Here is a 17,399-nt window from a genome sequence, read left to right as displayed (position 1 = left end):
GGTGGGAAAGTTGCTTGAAACCCAGATATGGTTCTATGCAGGGGCCGCACTTGTAATAATAGGTTCCATTGCAACCGTCGCAGGTCCCGGTGTAAGGGACCCTATCGTCAGGATACTGAACACCGAGATACCGGCGGTTGGTGTTTCACTGATATTCCTCACCTACAACCACACACTGGCACTCCTCACCTTCATCGCGGCCACCACAATCATGACACTGGTACTGCTCAGGGCCGTTATAAGGCTCGAGGAGATGGGGGTGGAAGTATGAGCCTCGGAAGAATCCTCAACGAACTGGCAAACCCCAAGAGGATACCGCGTCTATTCGCATTCTCACTTGGACTCGTGCTCCTTGTGGGTTTCCTGGTACCATTAACACTGAATGAGAACCAGCTCTACCCGAGGCCACTCCCACAGGAACAGATTAACAGCAAGGATCCCCTGGCACCCTACGACCGTGGTGGGGTTCCTCTTAAGGAACCAGGCAACGTGAAGTCCCAGTACCCCCAGTTTGAGGTTAACCTGGGTAAGATCACAGCTTACCTGTCACCGATAGCGATAGCGGTCAAGGACCTTACCTACTACTTCGGAACCTCAATATACTCATCCCCGGGGGGTCTCATAGATGAGATACTGTACTACACAAGGGGTCTTGACACGGTCCTTGAGTCAAGCATACTCATGATGGCATTCACCATAGCATCATGGGTCGCCCTTAACTTCACTGTGAGGAGGCGTAAACCATGATGGTACCTGAATTCACAGTTTCACTCTTCGTCCCGGCTGTCTACACGGGACTTGTAGCGGGATTCATAGCGCTCCTTGGGATATCATTCCAGAAGAACGACCTCAGCGCACTCATAATCACCGATATAGTGGGAATAGCAATGCTTGTGATCGTTGCAGCGGTCGGAACCGACCTTGCAGAGGCCCTCATACTCCCCGGGCTGGTGGTTGAACTGGCGGAGATAATGGCCATCTCGGAGATACTCATTTCAAGGGAGATGAGGATCCGTGGCGAGGTGGAGGAGATTGAACACGTCCCGATGGAACTCGAGGTCTTCAGGACAGCCCCCAACTTCCTGGCACTTGTACTCATAGCCTACGGCGTGTTCCTCACAGGTTTCACAGGGGGTGCGGTTGCAGGTGCAGGTGTTCTGTTCTACGCTGCAACCAGGAAGGCCCGTGGCCTGCCGGTGGCTGAATGGAATGGTATAGCGGGTGTCTCAGGTATAACCTGGTGCCTCTGGCTTGCAGGTTTCCTGATATTCTTCACAGCACCACAGCTCTGGCTCCCGGCCCTGTTCCTTTCAGGTTGCGGTATACTGATCAAGGTGGCCAGCAAGATGGGCCTCATCGGGGTCCTTGCAAGGGAGGAGATCAGGGAAGCAGGGGGTGATGAATGATGGATATAGCGTCCCTTGGTGGTGAGCTACTGGGTCAGATACCCTTCGGGGACATAGTGCTCTACCTCACACCATTCAACCTGTTCATGTTCGCATCTGTACTCATATTCACGTTCCTCATAGCCATAAGCCGGACAGAGACCCAGGTTGAGACAGAGTTCGGGTCACTGGGTAACCGGAGGGTTGAGGTTGACACAGCCGAGTTCAGGATCAGGAGGTTCCTTGCAATAGTCTGTGGACTTGCAACTGCAGGCGCGATGGTTACAGGTGACCTGTTCAACTTCACACTCTTTGTGGCACTCATAGGAATAGTTAACATCGGTATAGTCTCAGCGGTGAGACAGGTGGATGTGCTTGATGCGGCCTTCCAGTATGGACTCATAGCCATGATGGCTTCACTTCCCCTCTTCGGGGGCGCGGCCATGGTGCTGGGCTCATCAGGTACACTGAGTCTCCTTGAGCTATCCCATATCGGGGGAAACCCCATGATAAGCTTTGCAACCATCCTCCTTCTGATGGGGGTTATAGGTGAGACCGGTGTTGCACCGTTCTATGCAACCAAGGCAGAGATGTTCCGGACACCCGGCTCACCCTTCATACTCATAATACACCTCAGCTCCCTCCTGGTGATTGTGAGGGCCATTGAGGTTTTACTGATAGTTGCACTCTGAAGGTGAGATCATGAATAAACTTAAAGCAGGAAGCCTTACTGCCCTGATACTATCAGCAACCGGGATAATCTATGCCCTCCTCTTCAACCCACCTGCGTGGGTGGTGTATGGCGTGGCCATATTCCTCATCCCGGTCTTCATACTCTCGCTGGGGATACTCTCCATGGCGACACCAGAGAAGGATGAGGCTGACGAGAGGGTTAACGAACCATTCATAGGGTACTGATGATCATGGAACCATACTTTGCGGTGATGAAATGAATCTGATGGGAAACATCATAGTTAACGTTACAATAGCATTTCTGGTGGGGAGCCTGCTTCTGGGGTTCCAGAGGAAGGTGATGGCGAGGATACAGAGGAGACCAGGACCCCCTGTTATACAGCACCTCCTCCACACCCTTAAGTTCTACATAAAGGAGTCATCGTTCCCCAGGACGGCTGCCATGCCATTCTATGTGGCTATAGCGGCGACACTCTGTGGTATCTGGATTAGCGCGGTTATCGTGGGACCTGTTCTTGAGGGCTCACTCCTGCTCTTCTTCGGGATATACGCCCTCCACAAGATCGTTGAGCACAACGCAGGATCATCATCCGGTTCACCGTATGGTAAGCTCAGCTGTGTCCGCGCGGTTTTCTCTGCTGCAGCCGAACTGCCACTCTTTGCGGTGCTCGCCATCATATACCTGCAGACCAGGACGATGATGATATCCGACATCATAGGCTACCAGAGCATCCACGGGCCACTCATACTGAAGCTCCCCCTGGCGGCCATGATGTTCTTTGTCCTCATACTCTCAAAGGCACCGTACTCACCATTCTCCATAACCAAGGGTAAGGACATAATATCCGGGTATGAGACAGAGCACTTCGGGGTCCTCAGGGGCTACCTGATGATCTCAGAGTCCATTGCATGGTACATGCTCCTCTGGATATTCCTCACGGTATTCATAGGCGGCCTGAGCCTGCCGCTATACATCCTGGGAATGGTGATTATCACGGCGGTAACGGCATTCATAAACGCAACAACACCAATGCTGAACCCCAACCACTCTGTGGCCATACAGGTTATCCTGGCATTCGCCGGTATAGCAGGGTCCATCATTCTTATGCTTGTAATGTGATAGTAATTTAGAGAGGGGATTTAATGGAGAAAGGTCTAACGGTACTCACGGCACTTGTTGCGGGCGGAGTAATAATCGTGAGCCTGCTTGCAGCCATCATGCAGAGGATATCTGTAATACCGGTCACATTCCTTGCAGCCATATTCGTGGTTCTACTGCTCATGGCGGGCAGTGAAAGGGTCTCTGAACTCTCAGAGGAACTTGAAAGGGCTGCGTTCTTCGCGGTACTGGCATTCTTCATAATTTCATTCCTGGTCCTCTACAGACCGGTATAATCAAATTCACTGGTGATAGTATTGTATGAAATATACCTTGTATACACGGTTTCCTTTATCGCTGGCTCGGTAACCGGTTTACTCTTAAGCTACCGGAAGTACAGGGAGCCATTTGTGGAGGAAAAAATAGACCCACTGGCACTTATAGTAGCCCTCGTGGGGTGGGTGGTGCTTGTGAATGCGGCCCTGGCACCCTTCACCCCTCTTTTAAGGACCGGGGGGTTCTTCATGGTCGCCCTGGTTGCCGGTATGAGGCCAGGGTATGGTAGATACGAGACGGTCCTGGGGGCTGCGGTGGCTTTTATCATATGGCTCCTGGCCGGGAACCCGGGGTGGTAGTTATGGATGAAGGAGAACTCATGAGGCTCATGAAGAGGAGGATAATTGAAAGTTACCGGTGGCAGGAGGATGTTGTGAAACCACTCTCCAGGGAACTTGAAATTGACCTGGAGGAGTTCCAGGAGATACTCATGGATAAACTGGACATGTCCAGCCTTGAGGCCCTCCACCCCAGATTCGAGTCTGCAAGGCCAAGGTGCATAAAGGAGAAGCTGCACAGTGACCTCCAGCTCTGCTGGCTCGTTGATGTGATGGAAATCGTGGATGCTGGGGATGCAGAGGCACTCAAGGATGAGATAACAGGGATGATCCTGGATGGAGCCGAATACGGAGATGCCCTTGCTGAGGGGAAGAGGAGGCTCCATGAGATACTCCGGTCTTAAGCTTAAGATTGATCATGAAGGAGTGGATGTAGAGGTAAAGAAATGTTGGATGCTCTTAAGCTTAAGATTGATCATTAAAGAGTAGATGTAGAGGTAAAGAAATGTTGGATGCTCTTAAGCTTAAGATTGATCATTAAAGAGTAGATGTAGAGGTAAAGAAATGTTGGATGCTCTTAAGCTTAAGATTGATCATTAAAGAGTAGATGTAGAGGTAAAGAAATGTTGGATGCTCTTAAAAGTATTCTGAGGAAAACATCAATCCACGTGTGTCTTGTGAACACCGGAGGGTGCAACGGCTGCGACATAGAGGTCCTTGCACTCCTCTCACCCAGATATGACCTTGAACAGTACGGTATATACGTCCACCAGAACCCCAGGGAGGCTGATGTGATACTGGTGACCGGTGCCGTTACAGAGCAGTGGAGAGAGAAGCTTCAGAGGATATACAGCAAGGCACCTGAGCCAAAGATAGTGGTGGCCCTGGGCAACTGCCCCATCTCAGGGGACGTGTTCAACCAGGAGGGTGGGAGCGTCTATGCACCGGTCTCTGACTTCATACCGGTGGACGCTGAGGTCCCTGGTTGTCCGCCAAGGCCATCTGAGATACTTGAAGCGATACTGTCTGTGGCACCCGGTGCAATAGCAGAGAGGGGGAGAAAGAGATGATACTGCCACTTGGACCCATGCACCCCGGCTACAAGGAGCCCATAAGGCTCAAGGTTAAGACAAGGGGTGAGAAGGTTCTCAAGGCCGAGATAGAGTATGGATACGTTCACAGGGGAATAGAGAGGGTGATGAGGAACAAGACCTGGCAGAAGGCCATATACCTCTCTGAGCGGGTCTGCGGGATATGCTCATATATACACACACAGACCTTTGCAGAGGCATTCGAGGCCATATCTGAGGTGGAGGCCCCACCGAGGGCCCAGTTCCTCCGCGCACTGACCAACGAACTTGACAGGATACAGAGTCACCTCATTGCAAATTCAACCTACTTCAAGGCCCTTGACCATGAGACAATGTTCATGTACATGCTGGCCCTGAGGGAGCCTGTCATGGATGCCATCGAGTTACTCACAGGTAACCGTGTCAACATGGGCTGGAACGTTGTGGGGGGTGTGAGGATGGACGCCTCAGAGGATCACCTCTCAAGGATAAGGGAGATCATAGTGGACCTTGAAAGGGAATTCGACCGTTACGTTGAAATGTTCGAGCACGGGCCACTCATAGGACTCAGGTCAAGGGACGTGGGTTACATGAGCCGTGAGGAGGCAGAGAAGGCCCGGGCAGTGGGACCCATCGGAAGGGCCTCGGGTATACGGTATGACTTCAGGGAGGATCACCCCACCTACCGGGACCACCTGGATTTCAGGACAATCTGGAGGGATGAGGGTGACAACTTTGCAAGGGTCATGAACCGCTTCGATGAGATAAGGGTCTCAATTGACCTCATAAAGCAGGTGATAGACAGTATCCCCTCCGGCCCTGTGAGGAGGAAGGTGGATGTGAAGGCAGGCTACGGTGAGTGGAGAAACGAGGCACCCCGCGGCGAGGTGGCCTACATGATTGAGACCAACGGAAACCTCATAAAGAACATCTCCATAAGGACCCCCAGCATCATGAACATCGATGCCTGTGCAAAGTACATGCTGCGTGACGTTGCAACCGTTGCAGATGCCGTTGCAACCTATGCCAGTGCAGACCCATGCATAGCATGTGCAGAGAGGGTCGTGGTCCTGGACGAGAATGAGGGAAAGAGGGAGATACTCCTTTAAAAGAATTGATCATGTTGATGTCCTATGTCCTCTGTAATATGGTACCTCTACGAGTTTGCCCGCAAATCATGGGCAGAGAAATTTGCAAATGCACATACAGAACACGAGATCCTTGAAAAACCCGAAAGGTTCAGGGATTTCCCCACAGTACATAGGGAGTACTGCATAGGCTGCGGGGCCTGCACCACAGCATGCCCTGCCCCCGGCGCGATAAAACTGGTCCGCGATACCGACACCTCCGAGGAGGAGGGCCTGACCTACCCGGTGATAGTGAGGGGGGCCTGTATCAGGTGCGGATTCTGCGCCGAGGTCTGCCCCACCGATCCCAAGACTATAGAATGCGGTGAGAACCACCTCATAAGGGAAGAGTTCACAATCGTACCCTCAGAGAAGCTCTACGTGATAGATGATTACCTCTGCATACGCTGCAGGAAATGCATGAAGGCCTGCCCGGTTGATGCCATCGTTGAGGAGGACGGCAGGGTCGAGATTGACCAGAGCAGGTGCATAGCATGCGGTGACTGCCTTGAGAAGTGCCCTGTCAAGGGTGCGCTCAAGAGGATACACGTGGCATATGTTGAGGAACAGAAGATGGTTATAAACCTGGCTGTCAATGAACTGGAGGCGGCCATCGAGGAGCGCAGTGATGATATAAAGAAACTTGGGGCGGGTGAGGTCTACAGGATGAACCACCCCCTGCGACCCCTCCTTGAAAGGGCCCTTGAGATTCTGCCCGATGAGGATATAACCAGGGACATCCTTGAGATGATAACAGACCGCCTGAAGATGAGGATCATAACATGGAGCCCTGAGAAGTGTGTTCAGTGCAGGTTATGCGTAGATGAGTGCCCATCGGGTGCCATAACCTACTCGGAGGATGAGGGAGTCGTGAGGGACCCTGAAAAGTGTCTCAGGTGCAGCACATGCTACCAGACCTGCCCGTTCGGTGTTGCCGGGTACTACGTTGCAAGGTTCCTCATTGACGAGTCCAACGGTGAGGAAGTGATCAGGATCACCATAAAACCGGCGGCGCTTCCTGTAAAGTGATGAGGAGATGATAACATTCCAGCTGCAGCAAAACCCGTAAAGCCCCTGAGGGAAGTTGACGTTGACTATGAAATCCACCATGAGAAATGCAGGAACTGCCCTGATAAGCCCTGCCTGAATGCATGCCCTGTTGATGCCGTGCACATCGACCCGGACACAGGGGAGGTTGAGATAGATGACCGTTGCTTTGGCTGCGTCCTCTGCAGGGAGGCCTGCCCCTACGATGCCATAAGAATGAAGGCAATCCTAGGGGAGCCAGTGAGGGAGAATGTCCCTGTGATAAACCCCAGGATCTGCCGTGGCTGCGGTGCCTGTGTATCTGCCTGCAGGACAGGGGCCATACACCTGACATCATCAGGGGAGACAGGTGTTCACAGTGAGATAGACGAGGATAAATGCGTCAGGTGCGGCTACTGTGCAAGGGCATGCCCCACAGAGGCCATAAAATACGGTGAAATCCTCCCAAGATCCGTGGTGGGTGGAAAGGCTGTTGTGGTTAACCAGAAGGACTGCATAGGCTGCATGACCTGCACCAGGGTCTGCCCATCCAGGGGCGCCATAAAGGTGGGTAAGATCAACAGGCTCCCCTACATAGACCCATCATACTGTGCAAGGTGTGAGGAGTGCATGGATGTCTGCCCATCAGCAGCCATAAAGTACTCGTCCAGAAAGAGGGCCTACGAGAACTTCTCAAAACTCAATAACATGGAGATAGCAGGGGAGATCCTTGAGAGGGAATCAGAGAAACTCGTGAGGAACCTTGGAAGGATAGACTCGGTTCTGAGGAGTGTGAAGCGGAGGTTCACCAGGGATGAACCTGAGTTCAGGGTGGATGTCACAGATGAGATAAGGGACGGCATAGAGGAACTCGTTGACTCGGATCTCGAAATCCTTGAACTCAACCATATAGTGGACTTCACAAAGCCAAAGAGAAGCATAAGGGTCCTTGAGGATAGGTGCATCGGGTGCGGACTGTGCGTCACCGAGTGCCCGGTTGGAGTTATAGAACCGGTAACACCAGCCCCTGTTGAGATAAAGGATGGCTGCGTCTTCTGCGGCCGCTGCAGGGGGGTCTGCCCTGTTGATGCAGTTGAAATAACAGAGGAGGACTTCAGGGCATCTGATGGCAGGATATACCTTGAGCGCAGAATCCTCAGGGGACCAAGAAGCGGTTCAGTGGAGGTGGATCATGTGATCTGCCAGAGGTGCGGCGTCTGTGTCAACCACTGCCCTGTTGATGCCATGGCACTGGATGGTGAGGTGGAGGTTGATAATGAGACCTGCATACTCTGCGGTGAATGCCAGGACATATGCCCGGTCACCGCAGTGAAACTTAACCTGGAGGATGATAACCTTGAATAGGGTCTTTGTGACAGACTGCGAGGGTCCGGTTTCACTGAACGACAACGCATTCGAGGCCGCGGCCCACTTCATGCCCGAAGGTGACAGGTTCTTCAGGAAGGTCAGTGAATTTGATGACATACTGGCAGATGAGATAAAGAGGCCAGGCTACAATGCCGGGGACACCCTGAAACTCATAGTACCCTTCCTGTTGGCCTATGGCGTCACCGATGAGAAGCTCATTGAGTTCTCAGAGGAAACCCTCAAACTTGTACCAGGGGCGGAGGAGACCCTCGAGCTTGCCATGCAGCTCATGCCATCCTACATCATAAGCACAAGTTACAGGCACTACATAGAGGCCCTCTGCAGGCGCACAGGCTTCCCCATTGAGAACACCCGCCACACAACCCTCACCCTCAACGTCCCGATAGGGGATGATGAAAGGGAGATGCTCATGAAACTCAGGGAGGAAGTCATTGATGGGGACTTCCAGGACCTGGATGAGATATTCTTCCAGAAAATACCACAGATGAGGATAGGGAGGCTCCTTGATGAGGTCAGGACTGTTGGTGGGGACGGTAAGAGGGTCGCCCTAAGGGGGATACTATCTGAACTTGGTTTAACAGAGAAGGCGGCCATGTACGTGGGTGACAGCATAACAGATGTCGAGCCCCTCAGGGAACTCAGGGGAAAGGGCATACCCATCTCATTCAACGGCAACAGCTACGCCCTCAGGGAGGCCGAGGTTGCCGTCATATCCCAGGACGCAAGGGCCCTCCTGCCACTCGTGGACCTCCACTCAAGGTTCGGGAGGAACTACGTAATGGAATTCGTTAAGGCGTACTCAGATGACCCTGAAAGGGCCCTTGAATCCTTCAGGGTGGACTTCAGGGTTGCCGAGAGATTCGAGAACATATTCCGGGACGCCTACCCCACCATCACACCCGTGGATGATACCGATGAACTCGTTGAGGAGAGCCTCGCAGTCAGAAAGAAGATCAGAGGGGAGGATGTGGGGTCCCTGGGCTGAATGGATCGTCAGGTGTTGATTATGGAGATTAACGGAACGGTGATCGAGGATACATTTTCAGAGGCCTTCACCGGAAGGTGTGTGAGGGCCACCATAACGGCCCGTGACATGGAAACCGTAAGGAGGGCGGCCTACGATTCAACTGCAACCCCAGGTGCGGTTATAGGGAGAGTTGAGGGTGGCGTTGAATCATTCCTTTCCGCTGATGAAACACCAGATGGGAGGCCAGGGGCCACTGTACAGTTCTACTACGCCCTCCCCGACCTGGAGAAGTTCCAGGTTGAACTCTCCTACAGGATCAGGCAGGACATACTTGTGAAGCCATTCACAGCCCTCTACGATTCCACACCCGACCCTGAGGGGTACATGGATATGATGAAGCATGTGGGCCACTGTGGGGACGGTTATGAGTGGATTGAGGAGTTTGATGGGCGTGAAATGATAAACATCCCAATAGCGGTCCCGGACTTTAAGATCGAATCAAAGCTGGGTTACAGGGATGCGATCATGGGGGCCAACTTCTGGTACATGTGCAGGGACCCTGAAACCGTCCTTGAGGCCGGAAGGGCAGCCATAAATGCTATAGGTGAGGTTGAGGGTGTTGTGACACCCTTTGATATCTGCTCGGCCGCCTCCAAGCCTGAGACCAATTACCCCTGGATAGGCCCCACAACCAACCACCCCTACTGTCCAAGCCTGAGGGACCTGCTGGGTGATGAGTCAAGGGTCCCTGAGGGCGTCGGGTACATACCCGAGATAGTCATAAATGGCCTGTCCCTTGAGGCCCTTGAGGAGGCCATGAGGGCGGGTATAGAGGCTGTCTGCCGCTACGACGGCGTCCTGATGGTGTCAGCAGGTAACTATGATGGTAAACTTGGGGACCACAGGATAGACCTTCATGGTGTTCTCTGATGTTATTCGATGCCGTGGGCCTCGGGGCCCTTAACATGGACCAGCTCCACATGGTTGAGAGGATAGCAGGACCCGATGAGGAGGTATTTGTCCGCGATACAGTGGAGTCCTGCGGTGGATCAGCAGCCAACACCATAATAGGCCTTGCAAGGCTCGGCCTGAGAACAGCCTTCATAGGCAAGGTCGCAGCTGACAGGGAGGGTTCCATCCTCAGGGAGAACCTGCAGGGGGAGGGTGTCGCCGATTACGTTGCCGTTTCAGATGAGGGAAGAAGCGGCAGGGTCATGGGATTCGTTGACCCCCAGGGAAACAGGGCACTCTATGTGGACCCCGGGGTTAACGACACCCTCAGCATGGATGAGGTCCAGGAGGAAGCACTGAAAACCAGGCTACTGCACCTCACATCCTTTGCAGGATCAGGTATCAGGGTCCAGAGGGAGGTCCTGGGGGTCATCGATGACTCTGTGACAGTGAGCCTCGACCCCGGCCACCTATATGCGGAGCGGGGCGCATCTGAACTTGAGGGTATCCTTGAGAGGACAGACATTCTCCTGGTCAACCGGAGGGAACTGGAGATCCTGACAGGATCCCCTGACCCTGCCATGGCATCGGCAGAACTGGGGGTTGACGTGGTTGTCATGAAGATGGGCTCTGAGGGTGTCAGGGCCTTCGATGGCTCCGAGGTGATGGTTGAGGCACTCGAGACCAGCTGCAGGGATACAACGGGCGCCGGGGATGCATTCAATGCAGGTTTCCTCTATGCATGGCTTTCAGGACATGGGCTTGAGGTGTCATGCCTCTTTGGAAACTACATGGCATCAAGGTGCATAGAGGGCTACGGTGCCACATCGTCCCTCCCAGGGAGGGAGGCCCTTGAGGTTCTGGAGGGGTACCTCAGGGATACCTATCAGGAAAAGCGCGGTGATTCTGGAAAATAATTTAAGTGAACATGTTTAAACTAATAGAGGAGGATCATGTTAATCTCTTTAAGGATTGAACAAATACCGGGGTTGTATCATGGATATTGTCTTTAAAAAGAAACTTGATGATCTCCAGAGGGACGTTGCACTGAAGTCGATGGACCTTGAGGAGAGCCCTGAGGAAGTCGGGGTGGAACTTGGAAGGTGCAGTGTTCGCGATAAATTCATAGACATAACACCAAAGTGCGTCAGGTGCAACCTCTGCGTTGAGGAGTGCCCTGTTGACGCCATATCAGATTCATCTGCCTCACGGGCCGCCAGGATACTCGATAACTGTGTTAAATGTGAGATATGTGCCCAGACCTGTCCCGTGAGATGTATAAATGTTGTTGAGAGCACAGCCACAATTGATGAGGATGTCACATACAACCTTGAATACCTGAGGATTCCCCACAGAACACTCCGCATGAGGGATATTCAGGTTACAGATAAATGCACCGCCTGCGGCACCTGCGAGAGGTTCTGCCCCACAGGCGCAATAAGGGTGGGGGAAACTGCAGCGGTTGATAGATCCATATGCATTGGATGCGGTGCCTGCGTCAACGTGTGCCCCTCAGATGCCATAAAACTTGAAAGGGAACTCGGACCTGTCATTGAGACCCGTAGACTCATGGTTGATCAGGATGCATGTGTTGAGTGCCTTGTATGTGAGGAGAACTGCCCCACCGGAGCCATAAGGATTGAGGATGGGGAAGTTGTTGTTGATGGAGATAAATGTATCCTCTGTGAGGTCTGTTCGTCTAAGTGTCCTGTGGCAGCACTTAAACTGGAGAGGTTGTCAGATGAAAGTTAAGGAGATAATGGATAAGGAGTTTATAGCCGTCTCCCCTGGGGACCGGGTTGTTGATGTATCCCTGAAGATGGAGAAGACAAGGAAATTCACAACACCTGTTGTTGATGATGAGGGGAAGCTTGTTGGATGGGTTACAAGCTTTGATGTTATGAGGGGACTCAGGGATGGAGTTGAACTTGTATCCGATGTCATGCAGCCCCCTGAGAGGATAGTCCACGTCAATGAGAACGACCCGGCGCGGCTGGCGGTCCTTGAAACAGCCCACCACAAACTTGTTAGTGTCCCTGTACTGGATGATGAGGGAAGGGTTGTCGGTGTTGTGAGGTCCTTTGACATCGTTGAGACCCTCTCACAGCTCTATGAGATCAAGGTCTACAAGATATTTGAGGCCATGAACAGTGAACTCAAGGGTGTTAGCTGGGACGAACTCATGGAGGCAGCCGCAATCATCACAAGGAGGCGCACTGGTAAGAGGATCAAGCCGAAGGAATACGAGGAGAGGATCAGGAACTCCACATTTGGCGAGGCCATATGGGCTACAGGTGGCCTTGAAAAGTTCTTTGTGGGTCTGATAGCCATAGGTGAACTTGTGATTGCAAGAAAGATTGCGAGGGCAAGGAAGTAATCCCCTTCTTTTTTTTATTTCACTAATTCCCTTCTGGACTTTTGAGGGTTTTTTACTGGCGCCTTCTACAATTACTGATATTAAGGAAAACTTATATAATATGACTACATATGAATGTGTATTCATATGTTCAGGTGAATTGTATGGGATGTGAATGCAGCTCATGCTCCCCTGAGGAGGGGGATAAAGATATACAGGTCATCGCAGCATCAGGCGCACTCCTCACAGCAGGAATCATCCTCAGCTTCACAGGCAGTGTGATCTCAATTCCACTGCTACTTGCCGCAGTGGCAGCTGCCGGCTACAGGATATTCCCAGCAGCAATCAGATCAGTCCTCAGGGGACGCTTCACAGTGAACTTCCTCATACTCATAGCAGTCGCCGGTGCCCTTGCACTCGGTGACTACACAGAGGCGGCCCTGGTAACGGTCCTGTATAACATTGCAGAGTACCTTGAGGAGTACGCCCACAGAAGATCCCACAGATCAGTGGAATCACTCATAAAGCTCAGACCTCGAACCGCAAGGGTCCTTGGTGATGGGGAGAACATAATTAAGGTCGAAGAGGTTAGATCAGGGTCCATAATCGGTATAAAACCCGGCGAAACCATCCCACTCGACGGAACAGTCACCAGGGGCAGGTCAAAGGTGGACCAGTCAAATATAACAGGGGAATCCCTTCCCATAACTGTCCAGGAGGGCAGTGATGTATTTGCAGGTACCCAGAACCTTGACGGATACCTGGAGGTTCGGGTTACAAGGGAAGCAGATAACACGGTGCTTGCAGGTGTTATTGAAACCGTTAAAAGGGCTGCCACCAGAAGGTCCCGCAGGGAGAGGTTCATAGAACGCTTCGCATCAGTCTACACTCCAGCTGTTATAGCCCTTGCGGTTCTAACGGCAGCAGTCCCTATCATAATGGGTGGATCCATCGGGACATGGGTGTACAGGGCCCTTGTCCTTCTTGTAATCTCATGTCCATGCGCACTCCTCATATCGACACCGGTTGCAATGGTCTCAGGGATGACCGCCGCTGCAAGAAGGGGTATACTCATCAAGGGCTCGGAGTTCCTGGAGGCCATGGCCTCGGTGAGAAACATAATCTTCGATAAAACAGGAACCCTCACAGAGGGATCCCCCAGGGTCACCTCAGTTGAACCCGTCGAGAGGAAGGATGAGATTCTAAGGATTGCAGCCTCCCTTGAGAGGAGGTCAGGTCACCCCATCGCAGAGGCCATAGTGGACTCCTACCATGGAGAAACAGATGAGGTCAGTGAATTTGAGTCCATGCCAGGGAAGGGTGTTTCAGGCCACATCAACGGGGTGAAGTACACCATTGGAAGCCCTGAGCTTGTCGGTGCCAGCCCAGGTAAGGGGACCACAGTCTACCTTCAGGGGCCAGAGGGAATAGCAGGAAAGATAACCCTCTCAGATACCATCAGGGATTCAGCTAGTAGGACAATCTCAGAACTCAGGGATAGGGGACTTGAGATTATGATGCTGACAGGGGACACCGAGGAGGTTGCAGCTGAGGTTGCAGGGGAGCTTGGAGTTGAAAACTACCAGGGAGGTCTCCTCCCTGAGGATAAGATGAAGGTTATTGATGAGGTCAGAAAGAGGGGACCCGTTGCAATGGTGGGTGATGGTGTTAACGATGCACCGGCCCTTGCAGCTGCAGACGTGGGGATAGCAATGGGTGTCCGGGGATCGGATGTGGCACTTGAAACAGCCGATATAACCCTTGTGGAGGATGACCTTGAGAGGATAGATGAACTCATGGATCTAAGCCGGAGGACCATCCGCACCGTGAGAATCAACACGGCTTTAACGGTTACAGTTAAACTATCCCTTGCAGTGCTCTCTGTCACAGGTTCCGTACCCCTGTGGGTAGCGGTTGCTGTGGGTGATATGGGCCTGTCGCTCTTTGTTATAGTGAACAGTCTGCTCATTGCAAGGTACTGATGCTATTGAGAACCATTATTCTTAAATTTAGGACTCAATTCATCACTAAAAAAAGAATAAAATAGTGGTTTAAAAACCACTAGAAGGGAAGACTTGCGTATATTCCCTTAATCTTTGCTGTAGCAGTGTTCCAGCTTGATACAGCGCCGAGACTGTTTCGTGAACTCGTGGCATCTGCAGCGTACCAGGTGTCACCCACAAGTACCTGGACCCAGACATGGCCGTAGGTGTTACCTGAGGTGAAGGTGCATGTACCATGCACGTACCTGGCAGGTAACCCTGCAGCCCTGAAGAGGGCCACCAGGAGGTGTGAATGATCCACGCAGTTACCTGTCCTTGTTTTTAGCGTGCCAGTGGCACCGTATCTTGTGTTGTAGTAGAAGCTGTAGCTGATGCTGTCGCGTACCCACTTGAATATCGCTGTTGCCTTATCCCATGCACTGGTGAGGCCTGAGGTTAGGCTGGCTGCCAGTGACCTGATTGCCGTGTCATTCACCTGGCAGTTTGCTGTTGCCGAAAGGTACCGGGAGGTGCCCTCACCGTTGTAGGGGTCATTCTCAGGTCTCTTCTTAAGCGATGATGATGGGGTTGTTGATGTAGCACTGATCTTCTTCACCGTGACGTAGTTGGGGAGTCTGCCACTATCAGCATGGAATGCAAGGATCCTTGAAACCGCGTATATGAGGTTATCAAAGGATATTCTGCCGATACTGGAACTCACATAGTTGGGTGCCCTGCCGTTACTGTTTATGAACTTCAGCACATTCTCTGCAAGTTCGATGTAGGCTGACTTTGAGAGCTGCCCCGTCGCTGACCCTGATGGGTTCGGCGCGGCTTTCACTGAACGCACTGTGAGTGAAGCTGATTTTCCTGCACTTTTAAGGAGGTCCTTTAACATCAGGTCAAGGAACTGTGCAACTGTCAGCTTCTGGCTTCCCACTGATACTGTTGATGGCAGCTTACCGTAGGTTTCTATGTACTTTTTGAGGTCAACTGCAGCGCTCTTAAGCGATGATGATGGGGTTGTTGATGTAGCACTGATCTTCTTCACCGTGACGTAGTTGGGGAGTCTGCCACTATCAGCATGGAATGCAAGGATCCTTGAAACCGCGTATATGAGGTTATCAAAGGATATTCTGCCGATACTGGAACTCACATAGTTGGGTGCCCTGCCGTTACTGTTTATGAACTTCAGCACATTCTCTGCAAGTTCGATGTAGGCTGACTTTGAGAGCTGCCCCGTCGCTGACCCTGATGGGTTCGGCGCGGCTTTCACTGAACGCACTGTGAGTGAAGCTGATTTTCCTGCACTTTTAAGGAGGTCCTTTAACATCAGGTCAAGGAACTGTGCAACTGTCAGCTTCTGGCTTCCCACTGATACTGTTGATGGCAGCTTACCGTAGGTTTCTATGTACTTTTTGAGGTCAACTGCAGCGCTAAGTGTGTTTGCATGGTTCACACCCGAATTATCACCTGCAGCCTGAAATTGGCTGCCTGAATTGCCACTGACGTTCTCCATGTCTGCATCTGCCACTGCAGGTTCTGTGGTGTTATCAGGTGTATCCACTTCTCTGTCCACTGAAACAGGGGGCTCGATGTTATCTGCACTCAGATGATCGGCCCCACTATACAACGTGCCGTCGCTGTCACTGTCCACCATGTCTTCACTGTAACTTTCATTTAAACTTGAACACTGATCCAGTGACTTCTCACATTCCACTTCACTCTCGAAAGCTGTATCATCAGCTGCCACTGCATATCCTGCTGTGTTCATGAGGAGCATGCATGCAGTGAGCATGCACACCAGTCTCATGTTTACCGAAATTTTACCGCCTCCAATCCACAGTGCCCGGTAGGGTCACTGTGACATTAAAAACTTGAATTTAAGGTTATATATAAATATTTTGGTTTATTTGACCTAAAAAAGCCTTATATGAACCTTTTAAATCAAAATAGGCTTTATGAAATCTTTTTATTTTCATGATAGATGAATATGCTCTTTCCATCTCCAGAATGGGCTGAATGACAATTTTCAATCCTTTATCCAGCTGAAAGGCACATATAGAACCTAATATTGCAGCCGGATTTTAATGGGATTCCATTTTAAGTATATGGGCTCTCCAGAGGTGATTCATCGTGCCATGGCGTCTGGCCCATATAATCCTCAGGGGGCACACTCAATTCAGGGGACATTAGAAAGGAGCTTGATGCTTTATAGGCCTATATAACGTCTCATAACGGTTTAAAACGTATTCAGGGGCACAATAGCAATCCTGAAGAACGGGGTTAACTTTATCTACTGATCATTGAGTAATAGGTAAATGGTGATATTATATGATGAGTCGTGAGATGATGGATGCCATCGAAAAGGAACTCGTTTTTGTTGCAACCGCCGATGAGGAGGGCACACCAAACGTGGTCCCCATAGGATTCGCAAGGCCACTTGATGAGAAGACCATCCTCATTGCAGACAACTACATGAAGAAGACAATAAGAAACCTCCATGAAAACCCAAAGATGGCACTGATACCACAGAACGCCAGGGAATGCCCATACCAGTTCAAGGGAACAGTTGAAATCTTCAAATCAGGCAAATACTTTGACATGGTCGTTGAATGGGCCCAGAACGTCATGACAGAACTTGAACCAAAATCCGCCATACTCATGACCGTTGAGGAAATATACTCAGTAAAGCCGGGACCAGAGGCCGGTGAAAAGGTGGCCTGAAGCCCCCAGAGTG

At 51.6% G+C, this 17,399-nt stretch carries 21 protein-coding genes; 20 read left to right on the top strand and 1 reads right to left on the bottom strand.

All coding sequences use genetic code 11. The annotated features are described in order from the left end of the window. Positions 1-10: 10 nt before the first annotated feature. The 19 genes from FVF72_RS00445 to FVF72_RS00355 all read left to right on the top strand — a co-directional run bounded on the left by FVF72_RS00445 (position 11) and on the right by FVF72_RS00355 (position 14,659). Positions 11-271, top strand: a complete 261-nt coding sequence (locus FVF72_RS00445; protein WP_013295607.1) for an EhaE family protein — start codon at positions 11-13, stop codon at positions 269-271. Then, positions 268-747 carry an EhaF family protein gene (locus FVF72_RS00440; RefSeq protein ID WP_147670890.1) on the top strand — a complete coding sequence of 160 codons (480 nt, stop codon included), beginning with the start codon at positions 268-270 and terminating at the stop codon, positions 745-747. The genes FVF72_RS00445 and FVF72_RS00440 overlap by 4 nt, the downstream gene beginning before the upstream one ends. Further along, positions 744-1,406 carry an EhaG family protein gene (locus FVF72_RS00435; protein ID WP_147670889.1) on the top strand — a complete coding sequence of 221 codons (663 nt, stop codon included), beginning with the start codon at positions 744-746 and terminating at the stop codon, positions 1,404-1,406. Before FVF72_RS00440 ends, FVF72_RS00435 begins: the two co-directional genes overlap by 4 nt. Then, positions 1,406-2,077 (top strand): proton-conducting transporter membrane subunit, encoded by a 672-nt coding sequence (locus tag FVF72_RS00430; RefSeq protein ID WP_013295610.1) that lies wholly within the window; start codon positions 1,406-1,408, stop codon positions 2,075-2,077. The genes FVF72_RS00435 and FVF72_RS00430 overlap by 1 nt, the downstream gene beginning before the upstream one ends. A 10-nt stretch (positions 2,078-2,087) precedes the next feature. Next, a complete protein-coding gene (locus FVF72_RS00425; RefSeq protein WP_013295611.1) occupies positions 2,088-2,303 on the top strand; it encodes a hypothetical protein in 216 nt (71 codons plus the stop codon). Positions 2,304-2,334: 31 nt separating this feature from the next. After that, entirely contained in the window at positions 2,335-3,198 is an 864-nt protein-coding gene (locus tag FVF72_RS00420) for a respiratory chain complex I subunit 1 family protein (protein ID WP_013295612.1), read from the top strand. A 23-nt stretch (positions 3,199-3,221) separates the two neighbouring features. Further along, positions 3,222-3,473 carry an energy-converting hydrogenase A, subunit K gene (locus tag FVF72_RS00415; RefSeq protein ID WP_147670888.1) on the top strand — a complete coding sequence of 84 codons (252 nt, stop codon included), beginning with the start codon at positions 3,222-3,224 and terminating at the stop codon, positions 3,471-3,473. A gap of 12 nt (positions 3,474-3,485) precedes the next feature. Further along, positions 3,486-3,812: an energy-converting hydrogenase subunit EhaL family protein gene (locus FVF72_RS00410; protein WP_255503738.1), complete on the top strand. Its 327-nt coding sequence runs from the start codon at positions 3,486-3,488 to the stop codon at positions 3,810-3,812. A gap of 2 nt (positions 3,813-3,814) precedes the next feature. Next, the gene (locus FVF72_RS00405; protein WP_147670886.1) at positions 3,815-4,195 is read left to right on the top strand and encodes a DUF1959 domain-containing protein; all 381 of its coding nucleotides are present in this window, start codon (positions 3,815-3,817) and stop codon (positions 4,193-4,195) included. Between the two features lie 219 nt (positions 4,196-4,414). Next, a complete protein-coding gene (locus tag FVF72_RS00400) occupies positions 4,415-4,861 on the top strand; it encodes an NADH-quinone oxidoreductase subunit B family protein (RefSeq protein ID WP_013295616.1) in 447 nt (148 codons plus the stop codon). After that, positions 4,858-5,970, top strand: coding sequence for a nickel-dependent hydrogenase large subunit (locus FVF72_RS00395; protein ID WP_013295617.1), 1,113 nt, complete (start codon positions 4,858-4,860; stop codon positions 5,968-5,970). The genes FVF72_RS00400 and FVF72_RS00395 overlap by 4 nt, the downstream gene beginning before the upstream one ends. 24 nt (positions 5,971-5,994) lie before the next feature. Beyond that, positions 5,995-7,017 (top strand): 4Fe-4S binding protein, encoded by a 1,023-nt coding sequence (locus FVF72_RS00390; RefSeq protein WP_147670885.1) that lies wholly within the window; start codon positions 5,995-5,997, stop codon positions 7,015-7,017. 15 nt (positions 7,018-7,032) lie between these two features. Continuing rightward, positions 7,033-8,379: a 4Fe-4S dicluster domain-containing protein gene (locus FVF72_RS00385; RefSeq protein ID WP_147670884.1), complete on the top strand. Its 1,347-nt coding sequence runs from the start codon at positions 7,033-7,035 to the stop codon at positions 8,377-8,379. Continuing rightward, positions 8,372-9,388, top strand: a complete 1,017-nt coding sequence (locus tag FVF72_RS00380; protein ID WP_147670883.1) for an energy-converting hydrogenase A, subunit R — start codon at positions 8,372-8,374, stop codon at positions 9,386-9,388. The genes FVF72_RS00385 and FVF72_RS00380 overlap by 8 nt, the downstream gene beginning before the upstream one ends. 21 nt (positions 9,389-9,409) lie before the next feature. After that, positions 9,410-10,300 (top strand): formylmethanofuran--tetrahydromethanopterin N-formyltransferase, encoded by an 891-nt coding sequence (locus FVF72_RS00375; protein WP_147670882.1) that lies wholly within the window; start codon positions 9,410-9,412, stop codon positions 10,298-10,300. Further along, entirely contained in the window at positions 10,300-11,238 is a 939-nt protein-coding gene (locus FVF72_RS00370; protein ID WP_147670881.1) for a carbohydrate kinase family protein, read from the top strand. Before FVF72_RS00375 ends, FVF72_RS00370 begins: the two co-directional genes overlap by 1 nt. 79 nt (positions 11,239-11,317) lie before the next feature. Beyond that, positions 11,318-12,073: a 4Fe-4S binding protein gene (locus FVF72_RS00365; protein WP_013295623.1), complete on the top strand. Its 756-nt coding sequence runs from the start codon at positions 11,318-11,320 to the stop codon at positions 12,071-12,073. After that, positions 12,063-12,698, top strand: coding sequence for an HPP family protein (locus FVF72_RS00360; protein WP_013295624.1), 636 nt, complete (start codon positions 12,063-12,065; stop codon positions 12,696-12,698). Before FVF72_RS00365 ends, FVF72_RS00360 begins: the two co-directional genes overlap by 11 nt. A gap of 143 nt (positions 12,699-12,841) precedes the next feature. After that, the gene (locus tag FVF72_RS00355) at positions 12,842-14,659 is read left to right on the top strand and encodes a cation-translocating P-type ATPase (RefSeq protein ID WP_147670880.1); all 1,818 of its coding nucleotides are present in this window, start codon (positions 12,842-12,844) and stop codon (positions 14,657-14,659) included. A gap of 79 nt (positions 14,660-14,738) precedes the next feature. On the opposite strand, the gene FVF72_RS00350 is transcribed toward FVF72_RS00355, so the two are convergent. Further along, positions 14,739-16,472: a pseudomurein-binding repeat-containing protein gene (locus FVF72_RS00350; RefSeq protein WP_147670879.1), complete on the bottom strand. Its 1,734-nt coding sequence runs from the start codon at positions 16,470-16,472 to the stop codon at positions 14,739-14,741. Positions 16,473-16,993: 521 nt separating this feature from the next. Here FVF72_RS00350 and FVF72_RS00345 point away from each other — a divergent pair. Beyond that, positions 16,994-17,386: a pyridoxamine 5'-phosphate oxidase family protein gene (locus tag FVF72_RS00345; protein WP_147670878.1), complete on the top strand. Its 393-nt coding sequence runs from the start codon at positions 16,994-16,996 to the stop codon at positions 17,384-17,386. The last annotated feature ends 13 nt before the right edge of the window (positions 17,387-17,399 follow it).

This window comes from Methanothermobacter sp. KEPCO-1, assembly GCF_008033705.1.
GTDB classification, from domain to species: Archaea; Methanobacteriota; Methanobacteria; order Methanobacteriales; family Methanothermobacteraceae; genus Methanothermobacter; species Methanothermobacter marburgensis.
The sequence above is the reverse complement of the archived record's forward strand: the minus strand, read 5'-3'. Positions and strand labels throughout refer to the sequence as shown.

What these genes read in the sequence shown, in the direction of transcription:
- FVF72_RS00440 (WP_147670890.1), top strand. Translation starts at nt 268, where the DNA reads ATGAGCCTCGGAAGAATCCTCAACGAACTGGCAAACCCCAAGAGGATA.
- FVF72_RS00435 (WP_147670889.1), top strand. Translation starts at nt 744, where the DNA reads ATGATGGTACCTGAATTCACAGTTTCACTCTTCGTCCCGGCTGTCTAC.
- FVF72_RS00430 (WP_013295610.1), top strand. Translation starts at nt 1,406, where the DNA reads ATGGATATAGCGTCCCTTGGTGGTGAGCTACTGGGTCAGATACCCTTC.
- FVF72_RS00425 (WP_013295611.1), top strand. Translation starts at nt 2,088, where the DNA reads ATGAATAAACTTAAAGCAGGAAGCCTTACTGCCCTGATACTATCAGCA.
- FVF72_RS00420 (WP_013295612.1), top strand. Translation starts at nt 2,335, where the DNA reads ATGAATCTGATGGGAAACATCATAGTTAACGTTACAATAGCATTTCTG.
- FVF72_RS00415 (WP_147670888.1), top strand. Translation starts at nt 3,222, where the DNA reads ATGGAGAAAGGTCTAACGGTACTCACGGCACTTGTTGCGGGCGGAGTA.
- FVF72_RS00405 (WP_147670886.1), top strand. Translation starts at nt 3,815, where the DNA reads ATGGATGAAGGAGAACTCATGAGGCTCATGAAGAGGAGGATAATTGAA.
- FVF72_RS00400 (WP_013295616.1), top strand. Translation starts at nt 4,415, where the DNA reads ATGTTGGATGCTCTTAAAAGTATTCTGAGGAAAACATCAATCCACGTG.
- FVF72_RS00395 (WP_013295617.1), top strand. Translation starts at nt 4,858, where the DNA reads ATGATACTGCCACTTGGACCCATGCACCCCGGCTACAAGGAGCCCATA.
- FVF72_RS00390 (WP_147670885.1), top strand. Translation starts at nt 5,995, where the DNA reads ATGTCCTCTGTAATATGGTACCTCTACGAGTTTGCCCGCAAATCATGG.
- FVF72_RS00375 (WP_147670882.1), top strand. Translation starts at nt 9,410, where the DNA reads ATGGAGATTAACGGAACGGTGATCGAGGATACATTTTCAGAGGCCTTC.
- FVF72_RS00370 (WP_147670881.1), top strand. Translation starts at nt 10,300, where the DNA reads ATGTTATTCGATGCCGTGGGCCTCGGGGCCCTTAACATGGACCAGCTC.
- FVF72_RS00365 (WP_013295623.1), top strand. Translation starts at nt 11,318, where the DNA reads ATGGATATTGTCTTTAAAAAGAAACTTGATGATCTCCAGAGGGACGTT.
- FVF72_RS00360 (WP_013295624.1), top strand. Translation starts at nt 12,063, where the DNA reads ATGAAAGTTAAGGAGATAATGGATAAGGAGTTTATAGCCGTCTCCCCT.
- FVF72_RS00355 (WP_147670880.1), top strand. Translation starts at nt 12,842, where the DNA reads ATGGGATGTGAATGCAGCTCATGCTCCCCTGAGGAGGGGGATAAAGAT.
- FVF72_RS00350 (WP_147670879.1), bottom strand. Translation starts at nt 16,472, where the DNA reads ATGAGACTGGTGTGCATGCTCACTGCATGCATGCTCCTCATGAACACA.
- FVF72_RS00345 (WP_147670878.1), top strand. Translation starts at nt 16,994, where the DNA reads ATGATGAGTCGTGAGATGATGGATGCCATCGAAAAGGAACTCGTTTTT.